Source organism: Methylopila sp. 73B, from assembly GCF_000526315.1.
In the GTDB taxonomy this organism is placed as follows: Bacteria; Pseudomonadota; Alphaproteobacteria; order Rhizobiales; family Methylopilaceae; genus Methylopila.
Genome location: NZ_JAFV01000001.1, coordinates 2,226,968 through 2,243,549, shown reverse-complemented (window position 1 = coordinate 2,243,549; position 16,582 = coordinate 2,226,968). Strand labels below are relative to the sequence as shown.

At 65.3% G+C, this 16,582-nt stretch carries 15 protein-coding genes; 12 read left to right on the top strand and 3 right to left on the bottom strand.

Annotated features, from left to right (window positions below; translation table 11 throughout):
* Together K244_RS0110885 and K244_RS21855 are read left to right on the top strand one after the other, a co-directional pair.
* The gene (locus K244_RS0110885; protein ID WP_020186295.1) at window positions 1-3,156 is read left to right on the top strand and encodes an efflux RND transporter permease subunit; all 3,156 of its coding nucleotides are present in this window, start codon (window positions 1-3) and stop codon (window positions 3,154-3,156) included.
* 369 nt (window positions 3,157-3,525) lie between these two features.
* Window positions 3,526-4,446, top strand: coding sequence for a MipA/OmpV family protein (locus K244_RS21855; RefSeq protein WP_155931694.1), 921 nt, complete (start codon window positions 3,526-3,528; stop codon window positions 4,444-4,446).
* Window positions 4,447-5,319: 873 nt separating this feature from the next.
* On the opposite strand, the gene K244_RS0110875 is transcribed toward K244_RS21855, so the two are convergent.
* Window positions 5,320-6,264: a LysR family transcriptional regulator gene (locus K244_RS0110875; RefSeq protein WP_020186293.1), complete on the bottom strand. Its 945-nt coding sequence runs from the start codon at window positions 6,262-6,264 to the stop codon at window positions 5,320-5,322.
* A gap of 99 nt (window positions 6,265-6,363) precedes the next feature.
* Here K244_RS0110875 and K244_RS0110870 point away from each other — a divergent pair, with 99 nt between their 5' ends.
* Genes K244_RS0110870 through K244_RS0110850 form a run of 5 tightly spaced genes read left to right on the top strand, consistent with a single transcriptional unit; the run spans window position 6,364 to window position 10,331 of the window.
* Window positions 6,364-6,789 carry a DoxX family protein gene (locus tag K244_RS0110870; RefSeq protein WP_020186292.1) on the top strand — a complete coding sequence of 142 codons (426 nt, stop codon included), beginning with the start codon at window positions 6,364-6,366 and terminating at the stop codon, window positions 6,787-6,789.
* Between the two features lie 41 nt (window positions 6,790-6,830).
* Window positions 6,831-7,724 (top strand): VOC family protein, encoded by an 894-nt coding sequence (locus K244_RS0110865; RefSeq protein ID WP_020186291.1) that lies wholly within the window; start codon window positions 6,831-6,833, stop codon window positions 7,722-7,724.
* Window positions 7,721-8,353: a dienelactone hydrolase family protein gene (locus K244_RS0110860; RefSeq protein ID WP_024816446.1), complete on the top strand. Its 633-nt coding sequence runs from the start codon at window positions 7,721-7,723 to the stop codon at window positions 8,351-8,353. The genes K244_RS0110865 and K244_RS0110860 overlap by 4 nt, the downstream gene beginning before the upstream one ends.
* A gap of 27 nt (window positions 8,354-8,380) precedes the next feature.
* Window positions 8,381-9,346, top strand: coding sequence for a glutathione S-transferase family protein (locus K244_RS0110855; protein ID WP_020186289.1), 966 nt, complete (start codon window positions 8,381-8,383; stop codon window positions 9,344-9,346).
* A 7-nt stretch (window positions 9,347-9,353) separates the two neighbouring features.
* Window positions 9,354-10,331: a zinc-binding alcohol dehydrogenase family protein gene (locus tag K244_RS0110850; protein ID WP_020186288.1), complete on the top strand. Its 978-nt coding sequence runs from the start codon at window positions 9,354-9,356 to the stop codon at window positions 10,329-10,331.
* A 4-nt stretch (window positions 10,332-10,335) separates the two neighbouring features.
* Here the strand turns inward: K244_RS0110850 and K244_RS0110845 are convergent, their stop codons facing one another.
* A complete protein-coding gene (locus K244_RS0110845) occupies window positions 10,336-11,244 on the bottom strand; it encodes a LysR family transcriptional regulator (protein ID WP_020186287.1) in 909 nt (302 codons plus the stop codon).
* Window positions 11,245-11,323: 79 nt separating this feature from the next.
* On the opposite strand from K244_RS0110845, the gene K244_RS0110840 reads away from it, so the two are divergent.
* The 5 genes from K244_RS0110840 (at window position 11,324) to K244_RS0110820 (ending at window position 15,220) form a co-directional block, all read left to right on the top strand.
* Complete coding sequence (locus tag K244_RS0110840; protein WP_197027164.1) at window positions 11,324-11,599, top strand: 4-oxalocrotonate tautomerase family protein; 276 nt, start codon at window positions 11,324-11,326, stop codon at window positions 11,597-11,599.
* 98 nt (window positions 11,600-11,697) lie between these two features.
* A complete protein-coding gene (locus K244_RS21850) occupies window positions 11,698-13,353 on the top strand; it encodes a tannase/feruloyl esterase family alpha/beta hydrolase (protein ID WP_036305681.1) in 1,656 nt (551 codons plus the stop codon).
* A gap of 82 nt (window positions 13,354-13,435) precedes the next feature.
* Window positions 13,436-13,789, top strand: a complete 354-nt coding sequence (locus K244_RS0110830; protein WP_020186284.1) for an antibiotic biosynthesis monooxygenase — start codon at window positions 13,436-13,438, stop codon at window positions 13,787-13,789.
* An 85-nt stretch (window positions 13,790-13,874) separates the two neighbouring features.
* Window positions 13,875-14,519, top strand: coding sequence for a glutaredoxin 2 (gene grxB, locus K244_RS0110825; RefSeq protein WP_020186283.1), 645 nt, complete (start codon window positions 13,875-13,877; stop codon window positions 14,517-14,519).
* Window positions 14,520-14,635: 116 nt separating this feature from the next.
* Window positions 14,636-15,220: a hypothetical protein gene (locus K244_RS0110820; RefSeq protein ID WP_020186282.1), complete on the top strand. Its 585-nt coding sequence runs from the start codon at window positions 14,636-14,638 to the stop codon at window positions 15,218-15,220.
* A 433-nt stretch (window positions 15,221-15,653) separates the two neighbouring features.
* Here the strand turns inward: K244_RS0110820 and K244_RS0110815 are convergent, their stop codons facing one another.
* The gene (locus K244_RS0110815) at window positions 15,654-16,553 is read right to left on the bottom strand and encodes a LysR substrate-binding domain-containing protein (protein ID WP_020186281.1); all 900 of its coding nucleotides are present in this window, start codon (window positions 16,551-16,553) and stop codon (window positions 15,654-15,656) included.
* Between the last annotated feature and the right edge of the window lie 29 nt (window positions 16,554-16,582).

Here is a 16,582-nt window from a genome sequence, read left to right as displayed (position 1 = left end):
GTGCTTCTGACACGCGTCGCCGTCACGCATCCGGTCTTCACCACCATGATGATGGTGGCGATCCTCGTCCTCGGTTTGCTCGCGCTTCAGCGTCTCGGCCTCGACCAGTACCCGAACGCGGACGTGCCGATCGTCATGGTCGCGACCAGCTATCCGGGCGCGACGCCGGAGACCGTCGAGACGGAGGTCACGCGGCCCGTCGAGGAAGCGCTGAACGCCGTCGGCGGCGTCGAGGAGATCCTCTCGACGTCCTATGAGGGGCGATCGATGGTGCGGGCGAGCTTCAGGCTCGAGGTGAACGGTCAGGCCGCGACCCAGGAGGTCCGCGACAAGGTCGCGGCCGTCGAGGCGCAGTTCCCGGACGACGTCGAGAAGCCGGTCATCTCCCGCTTCAACCTTTCCGATCAGCCGATCCTGTCGATCGCCGTGACGTCTCCGTCGCTCGACGCGCCTCAGCTCACGGCGATCGCGGAGCAGCGCGTCGTCCGTCAGATCACGATGATCTCCGGCGTCGGTCAGGCGACGCTGGTGGGCGGCAGGAAGCGGCAGATCGACATCGCGGTCGACGAGACGAAGATGCGCGCGCTCGGGATCGGGATCGACGAGGTCGTCGCCGCGCTGCGCAGTGGAAACCAGAACCGACCGGCCGGCAGCGTGGTGAGCCGCTTCGGCGAGAACACGATCCAGGTGCAGGGGCGGATCGAGAAGCCGGACGGCTTCCTCGACATGATCATCGCCCGCCGCGGCGGCGGGCCGGTCTATGTCAGGGACATCGCCTCCGTCACCGACGGCGCGGCGGATCCTGAAAGCCTGGCGATCTACAATGGCGAACAGGCGCTCGCGATCGACGTCGTGAAGGTCCAGGACGCGAACACCGTCGATACGGCCGCCGACGTGCGAGAACGGCTGAAGACGCTCAACGCCGAGCTCGCGTCCCATAATGTCGAGCTGCGCGTCGTCACCGACACCTCGATCTCGATCCGGGAGTCGGTCGACCAGGTGCGTTCGACTCTCATCGAAGGCGCCGCCTTGGCTGTGGCGATCGTCTTTCTCTTCCTGAATTCCTGGCGCAGCACTGTCATCACCGGGTTGACGCTGCCGATCGCGATGCTCGGAACGCTCGCCGTCGTCCAATTTCTCGGCTTCACGCTGAACACGCTCAGCCTCCTTGGGCTGACCCTGTCCATCGGCGTTCTGATCGACGACGCCATTGTCGTTCGCGAGAACATCACCCGCCACCTTCATATGGGGAAATCGCACGTGCAGGCGGCCGTGGACGGAACCGACGAGATCGGGCTCGCCGTCATCGCCACGACCGCGACGATCGTCGCTGTCTTTCTGCCGGTCGCCTTCATGGATGGGATCGTCGGCCGCTTCTTCTACGAATTCGGCGTGACGGTTTCGGCCGCGGTCCTGATCTCGCTCTTCGTGTCCTTCACGCTCGATCCCATGCTGTCGAGCGTCTGGTACGATCCGGACGTCCAGCCGGACGCCAGGCGCGGGCCGGTCGGTCGCCTCGTCGCGAAGTTCGACCGAGCCTTCGAGGCGCTGATCAAGCGTTATCGCAGTGCGATCGGCTGGACGCTGCGCCATAGGGCGATCACGCTGCTATCGACGATGGGCGTCTTCGTCGGCAGCGTCTTTCTCGTTCCGCTCGTCGGCACCGAGTTCGTGCCGACGTCGGATGAAGGGCGCTTCCAGATCAACGTGACGACGCCGGTCGATTCCTCGCTCGACTACACCAGCGCCAAGATCCTGCAGATCGAACGCGCGCTTCGGCAGTTCCCGGAGGTGTCCGCGGTATACACCACGATCAACACGGCGAACGCGGTTGGCAAGAACAAGGCCTCGATTCTCGTCAAGCTGATCCAGAACTCGGAACGCTCGCGCGCGCCGCTCGACCTCGCCGATCCGATCCGGAAGCGCCTTTCGGTCATCCCCGGCGTCGACGTCTCCCTCGTCCAGCTCGGCATGGGAGGCGGCGACAGCCCGATCCAGCTCAGCGTGCTCGGCCCGGACCGCGCGGTTCTGGAGCGGATCGCGGCGGAGCTTGTCGACGCCATGCGACGCATGCCCGGCATGGCGGACGTCATGTCCAGCGCCAGCGAGAAGAGTTCGGTCCTTGCCGTTCGCCTGAAGCGCGAGGCGGCGAGCGACCTCAGCGTCGGCGTGCCGGAGCTTGCGCGCATGCTCGCGCCGCTCGTCGGTGGCGAGGAAGCCACGAAGTGGACCGACCCGCTGGGGGAGACCTACGACGTGGTGGTCCGCCTTCCTCGGGCGCAACGGTCGGATCCTGCGGTCATAAGCGGACTGATGCTGACGACCGGCCGTACCGACCCGAACGGCGCCCCAGCGATGGTCCGGCTCGACCAAGTCGCTGACATCGCGGCGGTCCCCGCCGCTGCCGAGATTCGCCGCTTCGACGGGCGTCGGGAGGTCCTCGTCTCCGCGGCCATCTCCGGGCGCGTCCTTGGCGACGCGACGGCCGAGCTCGAAGCGCTCGTCGCGCGCAAGACCCTGCCCGACGGATACCAGATCCGCTTCGGCGGCCAGTCGGAGAACATGGAGAAGACCACCGGTCACATGATCACCGCGCTCGGCCTCGCGGTAATCTTCGTCTACCTCGTCCTCGCTTCCCAATTCGGGAGCTTCCTCCAGCCCCTCGCGATCATGGCCGCGCTGCCGCTGTCCCTGGTGGGCGTTCTGCTCGGCCTCATGGCGGCCGGCAGTACGATCAACATGTTCTCGATGATCGGCTTCATCATGCTGATGGGCCTGGTCACCAAGAACGGCATCCTGTTGGTCGACTTCGCAAACAGGGAGCGCCATCGGGGGCTGTCGCTTCACGACGCCCTCGTCAGCGCCGGCGCAGTCCGCTTCCGGCCGATCGTCATGACGACCCTAGCGATGATCTTCGGCATGATCCCGCTCGCCATGGCGGTCGACGGCGGCGGCGCCCAGCGCGCCCCGATGGCGCACGCGGTGATCGGGGGCCTCCTCAGCTCGACGCTTCTGACCCTCGTCGTCGTTCCGGTGATCCTGTCGTGCACGGACGGCGTCGCGCGCCGATTGACTCGGTTTCTACCAAAGCCACCGGGTCAAGGGATCTCCGCCGGAGGGTCTCCCGACCCTCTTGCATCCCGAGGGACGGATTGAACGGACGCCCGCCCGTCCCGGTCGGACGGCCAAACTCACCGAGAGGGTCTGTCCTTGGCCGCCCGATGGCGAGGGCGGCTCGAGCGGAACCGACTCCTTGAGCAGGCCGTCGGGTGGCGCGCGTCGTTCCTAGTCGACGGTGGCGCTATTGGCCAGCACACCACGAGCCTATATCAGTGAGCGTTTTCAGTTATTTAGACTGATCCCAGAACTCTTCGGCGCGACGCCGTCTCCCGTAATGTTGCGGCAATGCTGGCCTCCCAAACTTGATCTTGTCTTCGATGGCCGGACCGGAACCGTCCCTGGTTGCGAGGACGCGCATCGCACGTTCGGTTTTCACGTCGTCTGATCTGACAAGGAGTTTCAACCATGGGTCCGTACGTGCAGCGTCGTGACGAGAGCGCGTATCAGGGGGTGGGCCCTTCCGGTCGTCCTGGGCCGAAGACTGTTCCGGCGGCGCGACCCTCCGGAGCTCGGTTCGCCGCGATTGCGGCCCTGAGCGCGTTCCTCCCGGCGTCCGCCGCCGCCGCGGATCTAACGAGCTCCGAGTCCGCAGTCGCGGCTCCCGCCCAGTTCGACGAGCGGCGCTACGGCGATTTCCGCGACACGCTCCACGACTGGAACGTCGTGATCGGCGGCGGCGCGATTTACAAGCCGGAATACGAGGGGTCGGACAAGTTTGAGGTGAAGCCGTTCCCGCTGATCTCGGCCACCTATGGCGACTGGCTGCACCTCAACACCAAGGGTCTGACCGTCGACGTCTGGAAATGGGAGGGCTTCAAGGTCTCGGCGCGCGGCGGCTACGAGGTCGGGCGCAACGACAACGACTCCCGCTATCTCAAGGGCCTGGGCGACATCGATCCCGGCGGCGTGGTCGGCGGGCTGTTAAGCTACCAGGCCGGGCCCTTCCAGATCTATGCCGGGCTCGACCAGACGATCGGCGGCAGCGAAGGAATGACCGGCACGTTCGGCGGCAAGGCCTCGCATCAATACGAGCGGTTCATCTTCTCCGCGGACGCGTCTGCGACGTGGGCGAACAACAGGCATATGGACGCCTACTTCGGCATCTCTTCGCGTCAGTCATTGAACTCCGGCCTGCCGGAATACGAAGCGAAGTCCGGCATCAAGCGCGTCGACCTGTCGGCGTCGGTCACCTACATGGTAACCGAGAACTGGCTCGTGACGGGGGTTGGAGGAGCCGGGCTTCTCGTGGGCGACGCGAAGGACAGCCCGGTCGTGAAGGACGACGTACAGCCGTTCGTGATGCTGGGCGCCGGATACCGGTTCTGACCTGCTCTAAGGTCGTTAAAGCCGGGGCGGGGCGCGGCCTCCCTGACCGCGCCGACTGATGCCGCCGCCGAGTATCGGCGCAGAGAGCGAAAGTCATCCGCATCTCGACCGCGGACGTGGTAGGGCGCGTGCTCTCCGAGCAGGTCCCGATCGACGGGGTCGACCGGTCGGTTACGGGCGTGCGGTCCCTGCGGGTGGCGGCCAAGTACTGGCGCGACAGGATCCGCATGGGTGGTCCGACTTTCTCACGGGCCGCGACGTCGCGCACGGCGGTCATGAGGAGGTCGCCGGGTTGCTTGAGACCCACGGGGCCTTCCATGGGAAAGGCCAATCACGCGACCCCCGCCCTATCGCTTCGTTGTCGACGCGAACGGTGCTCGGCGCTACGACGGCATTCAGCCCCAACGTCATCCTTCGCCAATCATATCCGCGCTGGTCACGGCGGCTGTCGCCTTCTGGCACGTTGAGCAGAGCGAGAGCCCCACTATGCTGTCGCGGACGCAGCAAACCCTTCGCCGTCGGCCGCCATCCGGAAGATGATCCACCGGCCGGAACAGTGGGTTCGGAACGCCACGCCTGATCCGCTCGGATAGCAATGCCGCAGAGCGCGACGGACAGGCTGTCGCCCTGCAGGTGACCGACGCGGCCACGCGCCAAGCTCAACAGTCAGAAAGGGCTCGGCGTGTCTGGTGCGGATCCCGTCTCCGCGCTCCGAGCTGCGCAGCGTCGCTTAGCCGTGGCGGTCGCGCTTGCCGATCTTGTCCGGGAGCGCGAGCGCCTCGCTCTGGCTTTGGCTGGACCCAAGGCGGAACTTGGCAATGTCCGTTTGCGGGCGCGAACGGCTTCTATCGGTCGGAGCAGGAACGCGTCAGGTCAGGCGGTCTTGACCTGCGGGGGATAATCTAAGTCGCGATCCCAAGGCGCCGGATGACCGAATTGCAGCGCGAGGAAATCGATGAAGGCGCGTACCTTCGCGGGGGGGCGTCGGTTGGCGGCGTAGACAGCGAACACGCCCGCGAGCTCGAGAGGAGGACGATCAAGCGCGAGGGCGACTAGCCTGCCCGCGCGAATTTCGTCGCCGAGCAAAAACGTCGGCTCATAGACCAACCCCTGTCCGGCGAGAGCTGCGGCTATCAGAGCGTCGCCGTTGTTTGCGCGAAGGTCTCCACGGATAGGAACGTTAGCCTCGCCTTCGACGCCGAATTGCCATCGGTGTGGCCCGAGCGCGCTCGACAGGGTGTAGCCAAGGCAGTTGTGGGAAGCTAGATCGGCCAACGTGCGTGGAGTGCCGTGCCTTTGAAGGTAGCTCGGGGACGCGGCCACCAGGAGGCGGCAGCGGGCCAGCTTGCGCGCGTTCAGCGTCTGGTCGCTGATACGACCGATGCGGATCGCCACGTCCCATCCCTCTTCGACCAGATCGACGACGCGGTCGTTCAAGCCAAGATCGACGGTGATAGCAGGTTGGGCGGCGGAGAACGCGGCGAGCCGCGGCGCCAGCTCGCGCACGCCGAAGGAGACGGGCGCGTTCACCCGTAAAGTGCCGGTCACCTCAAGGCGTTCGGCCGAAGCGACGGCGTCGGCTTCCTCCAGTTCGGCCAGGATGCGCTCGCCGCTCTCGAGGTATCGCCGACCTGCCTCGGTGAGCGTGATCTTTCGCGTTGTGCGGTGGACCAGCTTCACGCCCAGCCGGTCCTCCAGCGCCGCCATATGCTTCGTCGCCATGGTTTGCGACATGTCGAGCGACCGGGCTGCCCCGGAGAGGCTGCCGAGGCCCGCGACGCGCGCGAACACCTGAATGCTCGTGATTCTGTCCAGCATATATCTCACTCCCTGAGTGTGAACTCATATGCCTCAAGGCCGGATTATCAAACTGCGGAGCGAAGTGCATATGGCAGGTATCAAACCTCGGAGACCAAAATGATTGACCTTCGCACCGCCCCTTATGCCGCGACCTCACTTCGCGTCGCACTCGGCATCCTTTTTCTTGCGCACGCCGGCTTGAAATTTTTTGTCTTCACTCCCGCTGGCGCCGCGCAGTTTTTCGCGAGCCTTGGCCTGCCCGGCCCGCTGGCTTACCTCGTAATCATCGCAGAGACCCTCGGCGGACTCGCTCTTGTCGCAGGCGTCTACAGCCGTGTCGTCGCCCTTGCGCTCGTTCCAGTCCTTCTCGGCGCAATTGTAACCGTGCACGGACCTGCCGGTTTCTTCTTCACCAATGCGAACGGCGGCTGGGAGTTTCCTGCGCTCTGGATCGTCGGGCTGGTTGCGGTCGCGCTTTTGGGCGACGGCGCCTACGCTTTCCGTCCGACACCTTCGGCCGGACTTCGATCAGCTCGGGCCTAACGGCTCAAGTGATCCCATTGAGGCGTTCAAAGGAGATCTCGATGACCGTCCCCACTTCAAGCACCATCGAGCGCTCTTCCGTCGATCCGGTGCTGGCGACGGCGCCGCACCGGATATCCAAAGTGACCCTCGTCGTACGGGACCTCGATCGCGTCGCCGGGTTCTACCAGGACGTGATCGGCCTGCGCGAGACGGGCCGCGAGGCCGGCGTCCTGCGCCTCGGGACCGAGGCGGCGACTTTGGTCGAGCTCCGGCATGATCCATCCGTCCAGGTTTCCTCGCCGCGAGACGCAGGGCTCTTTCACACGGCATTCCTCCTGCCTGAGCGTGCGGACCTTGCTGCATGGCTCTCCTTCGCGGCCCAGCGGCGCGTCCCGATCCAGGGCGCGTCCGACCATCTGGTCAGCGAAGCGATCTATCTCGCCGATCCGGAGGGCAACGGCATCGAGGTCTATGCAGACAGACCGAGCGCCGAATGGGTGTGGGACCGCGGGGCCGTCCGCATGTCGACGGACGCCCTCGACGCGCAAAGCCTCCTGAGTGCAGCGGAGGGCGAGGAATGGCGAGGCTTCCCCCAAGGCGGCAAGGTCGGCCACGTGCATCTCCAGGTCGGCGCGATCGCGCCTGCGGAGGCATTCTATGGCAGCGTGCTCGGCTTTGACGTGACCGCCCGCTATCCCGGCGGCAGCTTCTTCGGATCGGGCGGCTACCACCACCAGCTCGCCGCCAACATCTGGAACAGTCGCGGCGCGCGGCCGCGTACAGAGCGGACGACCGGACTGGCGGACGTCGAGATCGCCGTCGATTGCGACACCATCGAAGCCATACGTTCGCGTGCGACGGGGCAGCCTGAGGGCGGCGATGGGACACGCTTCACCCTTCGTGATCCCTGGAACACGTCCATCACACTCACGTCTCCTGAGACCGGCACATGACCTCCACACCATCACCGGACGGATTGGTCGTTCTTTTGCACGGCGTCGGCAGCAACGGCCGGGACTTGCTAGCCCTCGCCGCGCCTTGGCGGCCCTTCTTGCCGGACATCTCGTTCGTCGCTCCCGACGGTCCCTTCGCCTTCGACCAGGGGCCAGGGCGGCAATGGTTCAGCGTCGCCGGCGTGACGCCGGAGAACCGCCCGGCTAGGATTGCGGCTGCACGTTCGGCCTTCGACAAGGTCATGCGCTTCGAGCTCGACCGACATGGCTTCAGGGACAGGTTGGACCGGGTTGTCCTCGTCGGTTTCTCGCAAGGCTCCATGATGGCGCTGGACGCCGTCGCGTGCGGGCGCTGGCCCGTCACGGCGGCGGTGGCGGTCTCCGGCCGCTTGGCGTCGCCGACGCCCTACTCACCATCCACTGGAACGAAGATCTTGCTGCTTCATGGATCGTCCGATCCGATCGTCCCCTCGTGGGAGACGACGCGGGCCGAAGAGGTCCTTCGGGCGGAAGGCCTCGACGTGACTAGCCGGATCTTCCCCGGTCTTGGTCACGCGATCTCGGCAGAAGGCGCGTCTCTCGCACGGGACTTCATCGCGGCCGCCCTGAAGCCCGCCGTCGTCGCCTGACGCGCCGCACATCAGAAGGACAGCGACATGCTCATGAACGGCAAGTGGACCGCCGACTGGCAGCCCGTCCAGGCAAAGGACGAGAAGGGTGGCTTCGTCCGCCAGACCTCGAGCTTCCGCAACTGGGTGACGCCGGACGGGAGCGCTGGCCCGACGGGAGAGGGCGGGTTTCCTGCCGAGGCGGGACGCTACCATCTCTACGTCGCTCTGATCTGCCCCTGGGCGTCGCGCACTCTGATCGCGCGAAAGCTGAAAGGCCTTGAGGACGCCGTCTCCGTCTCGGTGGTGGAGCCGGCGCTCACCGACGAGGGCTGGCGCTTCGGCGACTATCCCGGATCGGATCGCGACGAGGTCAACGGCGTCACCTTCCTGCACGAGCTCTACACCCGCGCGGACCCGACGGTGTCCGGGCGAGCCACGGTGCCCGTGCTCTGGGACAGGGAGAGACAGACGATCGTCAACAACGAGTCAGCCGACATCGTTCGCATGATGAACTCCGGCTTCGGGGCGCTCGCAGACGAGGGAATTGACCTGTACCCCGCGGACCTGTGCGGCTCGATCGACGCCTTGAACGACCGGATCTACCCGCGTCTCAACAACGGCGTTTACCGTGCCGGCTTCGCGACGACGCAGGTCGCCTACGACGAGGCCTTCGGCGACGTCTTCGGCATGCTCGACGAACTTGAGACACACCTCGAAACTCGTACCTTCCTCCTCGGCGAGCGTCTGACCGAGGCGGACATCCGGCTGTTCGTCACGCTGATCCGCTTCGACGCTGCCTATCACGGCCTGTTCAAGTGCAACCTGCGTCGCGTCGCGGACTATCCGAACCTCTCGGCTTACGTTAATCGCATACTGGCCGTTCCGGGTGTCGCGGGCACCGTCAGCATCGACCACATCAAGCGCGGTTACTACTCGATCAAGAGTTTGAATCCTTCGGGGATCGTGCCGCTGGGCCCTCGGCTGGCCTTCGCCGATCTGCTCGTGGGGTGAAGCCGCCATGGCAACGATGAAGGCTGCGGTCCTGTGCGCGCCTGGCGCACCCGACGCCCTGAAGGTCGAGGATCGGCCCGTTCCGGTACCGAACGCCGGCGAGGTCCTGATCCGGGTGCGGGCGTTCGGGCTCAACAGATCCGAGCTCTTCACCCGGCAGGGACACTCGCCAAACGTTCGGCTGCCTCGCGTTCTGGGAATTGAAGCGACGGGAACGGTCGAGACTGCCCCGGGCGGCGAGTTCCAGCCGGGCGCGACCGTTGCGACGGTCATGGGCGGCATGGGACGCAACTTCGACGGCGGCTACGCCGAGTACGTGAAGGTCCCGGCCGGCCAGGTGCAGGCGGTCCGCACCGGCCTGTCCTGGGAGACGCTCGGCGCTCTGCCTGAGATGCTCCAGACGGCTTGGGGGTCGCTCTTCATCGCGCTGCGCCTTTGTCCGGGCGAGACCCTTCTCATCCGTGGCGGCACAACCTCCGTCGGATTAGCCGCCGCCGCCATCGCAAAAGCCGAAGGCGCGATCGTCTGCGCAACGACGCGACGTCCGAACCGAGAAGACCTCCTTCGCTCCCATGGCGTAAGCCATGTGTACATCGACGACGGATCGATCGCGGGACGGGTGCGGGACGCATTCCCAGGCGGCGTCGGAAAGGTGCTGGAGCTCGTCGGGACAACAACTCTCCTTGACTCGCTCGCGTGCGCGAAGCGCCACGGAGCAATCTGCATGAGCGGGATGGTCGGTGACCGCTGGACGCTCGAAGCCTTTGAGCCGATGGCGGCGATCCCGACGGCGGTCAGCTTGACCACGTACAGCGGCGGCGCCGGGGAGTTCATGGCGATGCCCCTTCAGAGGCTCGTCGACGAGGTCGAGAAGGGCGCGCTGCCCGTGAAGGTCGGGCGCGTGTTCCGGCTCGACGAGATCGTCGAGGCGCACCGTTGCATGGAGGCCAACGAGGCGGGCGGAAAGATCGTCGTCCTGCCCTGATGGGTTAATTCAACTCGCCTGCGGCTGCGCGCCCGACGAGATGGTCCACGACGTAACGTACCCGTGGGCTGAGGTGCGCTTGCCGCGGCCAGAGTGCGTGCACCTCGACAGGAACGGTTGAGAAGGTTTCGAGCAACGGCATGAGCGCGCCGCTCTCGACGTGGGGCCGGACCAGCGAGACCGGGAGCTGGCAGATGCCAAGCCCGCCGACGGCCGCGTCGACCATTGCCTCGCCGTCGCTGACCTGGTGTGTGGCGGGAGGCGACAAGCGCTTCACCGCGCCGTCCTCGCGAACCACCCAGGCCAGTGGCGGACCCTTGGGCGAGCCGACGATGCAGCGGTGTCCGCGAAGGTCTGCGAGCGCCTCCGGACGTCCGTGCGTCTCGACGTAGCCCGGAGAGGCGCAGATCACCCGATCCTGGTTGGCGAGGTGCCGCGCGATGAGATGGCTCGAGTCCCGAAGGGCGCCAAAGCGGATCATGAGGTCCACGTCGTCCTGGAAGGGATCGGTCAGGGCGTCGGTGAAGGTGAGACTCAGCGTGAGATCCGGATGCGGCCGCAAGATGTCGATCAGGACGGGCAGTAGGACGCGCCTCCCGAACGCCACTGGCATGTCGATGCGGATCCGGCCGCTCAGGATCCGGTTTGCGGAGGTGAGAGCTGCTTCGGCCGCGGCGATCTCGTCGAGGGCAGAAGCACACGCGGCCAGGTAGGCCTCGCCGTCGACCGTCAGCTTGTTGTTCCGCGTGGTCCGATGGAAGAGCTTCAGTCCGAGCCGTACCTCGAGGCGGGCGATGGTCTTGCCAACCGCGGACTTGGTGATGCCGAGACGGTCGGCGGCGCCCGTGAAGCTTCCAGCACGAGCAGCGGCTACGAAGACGCCGATGCCCGACAACGGTTCGATCTCATTCATGGAAAGGGTCCGTTTGTGTCCAGCGGCGCTACTCAGAATAGATCGGAGGTGTCTTTAAGCGCCATGAGGATACAGTACATTGCGGCTGCTTGTCTCTCTGGCCTTCGGCATCCGCCGAGGGAAGAGCGGCGGAACACATGGAAACAAGATCATGCCGGTCGTACGGGTAAGCTGGTTCGAGGGTAAGGACCACGGACAGAAGCAGAAGGTTGCCGCGGAGATCACGGAGAGCATCGTACGCAACACCGGGACCGACGCGAACTACATCTACGTCATCTTTGACGACGTCGCGCCGAATGACTGGGCTGGCGCCGGCAAGTTGTTCGGTGAACCCACCGCGGCCTCCAGCACTTAGGGACGAAGCGGGCTTCTGTCCTCCAGTCGACATCTCAAGAAGACTCGCGACGGCAGCGGCAACGCCCGCCGCGCACTTCACGTAAGAGGACAAGGTGGATGAGGATCCAGACCCTTCTGGCGATGGCGCTTTCGGTGGGTGCAGCGTTCCCGGGCATTCAATCTGTCGCCGCAGCCGGCCTATCGCGGGCCGCCTGCATTGATCTGGCGGGCCTTCCGGTACCGGAGGCCACGATCGTGTCTGTGTCCGCTGTCGGGGCGGGAAAGTTCACCCCGCCTCCAGCACCCTACGCACCGGACCTCGGCGACCGCGCGGCCAGGATGCCCGCCTTCTGCCGTGTCGAAGCGATCGCGACGCCAACGCCTGACTCTAAGATCGGCATCGAGGTCTGGCTGCCATCTGAAGGCTGGAACGGCCGCTTCCTCGGTACCGGAAACGGTGGTGGGGCGGGATCGATCGCCTATGGTATGGGCATGGTCGAGGGGCTGCGGCGAGGCTTCGCGGTTGCCAACACCGACCTCGGTACGGCGCCGGACATCAACTTGACCGTCGACCAGCCGGAGCGCTGGACGGACTTCGGCCACCGCGCGACGCATGAGATGACCCGTGTGGGCAAGCTGCTTGTCCGGGCCTTCTACGGGTCTGAATCCTTTCGCTCATACTTCGAAGGCTGCTCGACGGGCGGCCAGCAGGCGCTCGGATCGGCGCAACGGTATCCGGGCGACTACGACGGCGTGCTCGCTGGCGATCCCGGCAATAACCGGACCCATGTCGCGACCTCGTTCCTGTGGAACTACAACGCGCTGAACGAAGCGCCAGGCAGCCGCCTGTCGCCAGCGAACCTTGCGATGGTGTCGAAGGCCGTCGTCGACCAGTGCGGCGGCAAAGATGGCGGCGCCCCCGGCGACGCGTTCCTCACCGATCCCCGGCGATGCCGCTTCGACCCGGAGACGCTCCCGAGGTGCGAGCCGGGTGCGGCGGGTGACCAATGCCTCTCCAAGCCGCAGATGGGCGCGCTCGGCAAGCTTTACGCCGGCGCGGTCAACCCGCGCACGGACGAGCGGATCTATCCCGGCCTAACCCCCGGCAGCGAGGACCAGCCGCTCGGCCCCTCGCTTCAGGGCGATCCCGAGGTTTGGCCGGCCCAACAATTCTATCCCTTCAAATGGGCGCTCGGAGAAGGCTTCGACACGAAGTCCTTCGACTTCGACCGAGACGTCGACCGCCTGGACGCGCTCCTGTCCTCAAGGCTGAACGCCAATGGCGTCGACCTCAATGACTTCCGCCGACGGGGCGGCAAGGCGGTGATTTATACCGGGCTCGCCGATCCGGCCGTGCCTTTCCAGGAGGTCGTGCACTACTACGAGCGCGCCGTCACCGCCCGCGGCGGCCTCGCCTCGACGCAGGAGTTCCTCCGCCTCTTCCTCGTGCCGGGCATGGGCCATTGCTTCGGCGGGCCCGGGGCGACGGACTTCGGGCAACCCTTCTCGTCCTTGGTGCCGAGTGAACCTGACGCCGACATCCTCATGTCCCTCGTGCGGTGGGTGGAGGAGGGCGCGGCGCCCGACAGCCTTCTTGGAACACGGTACGGGGAAGGAGGCGACAAGACTGAGCCTCAGGCCCGGAGGCCCATCTGCGCCTATCCGAAGTTCCCCGAGTACACGGGCGGCGACCCGTCGAGCCCCGCCAGCTTCCGCTGCACCGAACACGAGCGCGGAAGTTCGATGTCGCCTGCGGCTCGGTACTTGAACTGAGAGACGACAGCATCCCGGAAGCGGCTCGCATGGCGGGCCCGACTTCCCGACCCCATCCACCACCTGCAATCGAGAGCGTCACATGACCGACGAAACCGTCTGCATCTATCACCTGACCCTGGATCCCGCGAACTTTGAGACGTTCAAGGAGCTGGTCGGCCGGATCGTGTCCGCGACGCGCGAGGAGCCGGGCACGCTCAGCTACGAGTACAGCGTGAACGCCGACCAGACCGCGGCGCATATCATCGAGCGGTACCGCACGCCCGACCTCCTGGGGCACGTCAAGGACACGTTCGCACCCTTCGCCAAGCGCTTCCTCGAACTCGTGACGATCGAGAAGCTCTTCGTTTATGGAGCGACCACGCCCGAGATCCGGGCGACGCTCGACGGGTTCGGCGCCATCTACATGACGTCCTTCGACGGCTTCACGCGCTGATACTGTCGGGGAGACGTCGGCCGTCTCCCCGACACCTGCCGGCCCCGAGCGTCGTGAACCTTACGCTGACTACAGGAGACGACGCATGAAGCTCTACGTCTACGACCACTGCCCATTCTGCGTGAAGGCGCGGGCGATCTTCGGCTTGAAGGGCCTGCCGTTCGAGCTCGTCGTGATGGCGAACGACGACGCCGCGACGCCCGAGCGGATGGTCGGGCGGAAGGTGGCCCCCATCCTCGAGCACGATGGGCGTTACACACCGGAGAGCATGGACATCGTCCGCGCGGTCGACGCCATAACCGAGCCCCGCGTCCTGGTGGGGCCGACCAACCCGGACGTGACCCGTGGGATCCAGGAAGGGTCCCAGACGCTCTACCGTCTGGCAATGCCGCGCTGGATTGCCGCCCCGTTGGCGGAGTTCGCCACGGAGGATGCCCGCGCCTTTTTCACGACCAACAAGGAGAAGGTCATCGGCCCCTTTGCGGACAGGCTGGCCGAGACCGCGGAGCTCCTCGCCGCGGCGAACGCGCATCTCCTCCAACTGGAGCCGCTCGTGCGCTCGCCGGACGCCGTCAACGGCGAACTGTCGGAGGACGACATCCACCTCTTCGCCCACCTAAGGGCGATGTCGATCGTCCAGGGCGTGTCATACCCGCCGGCGATCGACGCCTACCGCCGGGTGATGTCGGAGAGGATGGGAGTTCCCCTCCACGACGACATCGCCGCCTGAATGCAGACCCGGATCCTGAAGGTCAGTGGTCCGCAAACGTTCAAAGCGTGGCCGATGTCGTCTCTCAACACCGTCATTCACAGACAACCTTGAATCATCAGTAATAGGAGTGCCCCATGCCGAACCCGCCAGTAAACAACGATGAGATCAGCTCGAAGGTCGAAATCGAGTATCCGGACTTCGCGACTTTGCCCGAGGCCGTTCGGGCGAAATTCGAGAGCCTGTCGACGAAGGTAAATTTCTTCAAGATGCTGGGCTACAGCGTCGGTACTTTCATTCCCGTCATCGATCTGACGAATGCAATTTTCAGGGACTTGACCATCTCCGACTACCACAAGGAGATGATCGTGTTGCTGGTGGGAGCGCATGGAAGCGTAGCCTATGAATGGGAACAGCATGTTTCCATCGCCCAGGCCGCAGGCGTCCGCCAAGACCAGTTCATCGCCATCGCGGAAGACCGTCTCGACGACACCGATGCTTTTAACGAGGGCGAGCGCGTACTTCTGCGTTTCGGGAAGGCCATCCTCGTCAAGGGCATGGCACCGGGTGTCTTGTTCAAGCACGCGCTACGGCATTTTTCCGTTCACGAGCTGAGCGACGCCATCATCGTCCTTGGCTATTACCGGATGATCGCGGGCTTCATTCAAACCTTCAATCTCCCCATCGATGCGCAGGAAGATGGAAGTTGGATCAAAGGCTGAGGAGCGGGCGATCCCGAGCCGCCGGCGTCGAATAGATTTGTTTTCGCCATGCGCAAACTTCGACCCCAATGGGCGAGCCCAAACGAGCTATGGTACGGCGCGGGTGGTGGTCTTGCCCCTGACTCTGGTCCGCTCAGGATGCGACCTTTCGGGCGTATTGAGCTTGGTGAGCGAAGGCCTTTGGCGTCAAGAGACCCAAGGCCGAGTGGGAGTGTTGCGACGATCGCTCGAAGCCAGTCGCGACGCAGGCCCGCCGTTCGCGGATGTCGTAGGCCGCCCGAGATGAGCGACGACATCGCGACGCATGACGGGCCTCAGAACTAATGGAATGGTCCGCCCCGTCTCCCCGCTTCATCCTGATGGGCAACGCTTGATAGAGGAGATTGGCATGAGCATTCGGAAGACACCTCTCGTCCTTGGTCCGTCGTGGCTGTTAGTCGCCTACCCGGTAGGAGGAAAAGGCTTCGACAAAAGAGGCGGTGAACTCGCTGACGATGAGCGACTCCGGCGCGAGTGAGGCGGTGATGATGGCCCATTCGAAGGCGGCGATCGGCCGAAAGGGGCGAACGACGAGATTGCCGCCGCGATAGCGCTTCGCGGTAAAGGGATCGACCACGGCGCATCCGAACCCGGCGGCCACCATGCCGCAGGCGATCATCGTCAGCGGCGTCTCGGCCCGGACGCGCGGGCGCGCCTTGTGCTCCTGCATCACGACGTCGAACTTGAACCGGATCAGCGAGGGCGCAGCGATCGATATGAAATCCTGGCCCTCCAGATCTTCCGGCGTGACGACCTCCTTCTCCGCCAAGGCATGGCCGCCGGGAAGGACCGCCACGGCGGCTACGGGAGGAAGCATCTCAACGTTGATCCCGGCGTGCTGGAAATGCTGCCCGACGATCCCGAGGTCGCACTGGCCGTTCGTGACCCAATCCAGCACGAAGGGCGAGTTCATTCCGTGCAAGGCGATGTCCACCGTCGGCCGCCGCGCGAGGAAGTCGGCGGCGAGCTCCGGCAGAAATCCGACTGCGAGCGCCGGCAGCGCGGCGACCCGCAACGCTCCGCCGCGGCGTTCGCGCAGGTCGGTAGCCACCCGCTCGATCCGGTCGAGCCCCACAAAGGACCGCTCCACCTCGCGATAAAGGGTCATTGCGTCGCCTGTCGGCATCAGGCGGCCGCCGGTGCGCTGGAACAGCTTGATGCGGAGCCGGCGCTCGAGATCCTGAATCAGGCGGCTGACCGCGGGTTGGCTGATCCCGAGAAAATTGGCCGCGGACGTGGCGGAACCGCTCAAAATGAGGGCTCTGAACGCCTCGATCTGACGATTGTTGATCATTTCTGCCTACCTGCGCGGCGATATAACAT

Coding starts and splice junctions, on each gene's coding strand:
- K244_RS0110860 (WP_024816446.1), top strand. CDS start 7,721: ATGACCTCCACACCATCACCGGACGGATTGGTCGTTCTTTTGCACGGC.
- K244_RS0110845 (WP_020186287.1), bottom strand. CDS start 11,244: ATGAATGAGATCGAACCGTTGTCGGGCATCGGCGTCTTCGTAGCCGCT.
- grxB (WP_020186283.1), top strand. CDS start 13,875: ATGAAGCTCTACGTCTACGACCACTGCCCATTCTGCGTGAAGGCGCGG.
- K244_RS0110865 (WP_020186291.1), top strand. CDS start 6,831: ATGACCGTCCCCACTTCAAGCACCATCGAGCGCTCTTCCGTCGATCCG.
- K244_RS0110855 (WP_020186289.1), top strand. CDS start 8,381: ATGCTCATGAACGGCAAGTGGACCGCCGACTGGCAGCCCGTCCAGGCA.
- K244_RS0110875 (WP_020186293.1), bottom strand. CDS start 6,264: ATGCTGGACAGAATCACGAGCATTCAGGTGTTCGCGCGCGTCGCGGGC.
- K244_RS0110850 (WP_020186288.1), top strand. CDS start 9,354: ATGGCAACGATGAAGGCTGCGGTCCTGTGCGCGCCTGGCGCACCCGAC.
- K244_RS0110815 (WP_020186281.1), bottom strand. CDS start 16,553: ATGATCAACAATCGTCAGATCGAGGCGTTCAGAGCCCTCATTTTGAGC.
- K244_RS21855 (WP_155931694.1), top strand. CDS start 3,526: ATGGGTCCGTACGTGCAGCGTCGTGACGAGAGCGCGTATCAGGGGGTG.
- K244_RS0110820 (WP_020186282.1), top strand. CDS start 14,636: ATGCCGAACCCGCCAGTAAACAACGATGAGATCAGCTCGAAGGTCGAA.
- K244_RS0110870 (WP_020186292.1), top strand. CDS start 6,364: ATGATTGACCTTCGCACCGCCCCTTATGCCGCGACCTCACTTCGCGTC.
- K244_RS0110830 (WP_020186284.1), top strand. CDS start 13,436: ATGACCGACGAAACCGTCTGCATCTATCACCTGACCCTGGATCCCGCG.
- K244_RS21850 (WP_036305681.1), top strand. CDS start 11,698: ATGAGGATCCAGACCCTTCTGGCGATGGCGCTTTCGGTGGGTGCAGCG.